The organism is Streptomyces sp. NRRL WC-3549, assembly GCF_000721935.1.
In the GTDB taxonomy this organism is placed as follows: domain Bacteria; phylum Actinomycetota; class Actinomycetes; order Streptomycetales; family Streptomycetaceae; genus Streptomyces.
Window position 1 is genome coordinate 933 of record NZ_KL585424.1, and the last position, 378, is coordinate 1,310.

Consider the following 378-nt stretch of genomic DNA (forward strand, 5'->3'; position numbering starts at 1 on the left):
CCGCTACCCTTCTCCGACGCCCTGTCCCGGATGGTCGCGGAACGCGGCTGGGCCTCTCCGGCGGCCGCGGACGGGCTCGGCATCCGCGAAATCGCCTCCGCTCTGAACGACTGGACGCCCTGAAACCGCGCTGCGGGGCGGGGTGTCGCAGACGCGGCGAGGCGTAGGTCCCCGAGGACAGGGCTGTTTAGCCCGGTCGGCCGGGCGTACGCTCCGGCCATGACACCTACCGCAGCGTTCGCAGACCGTCAGGAGCTCGAGCCGGGCTGGGGCTTCACCACCGCACTCTGAACACCAGGGAGGCCCTCACCGATCGCGGTGAGGGCCTCCCTGGTTGTGCCACGGGCGGGCCGGCGGCCGTCCCGGCCGGTACGGACG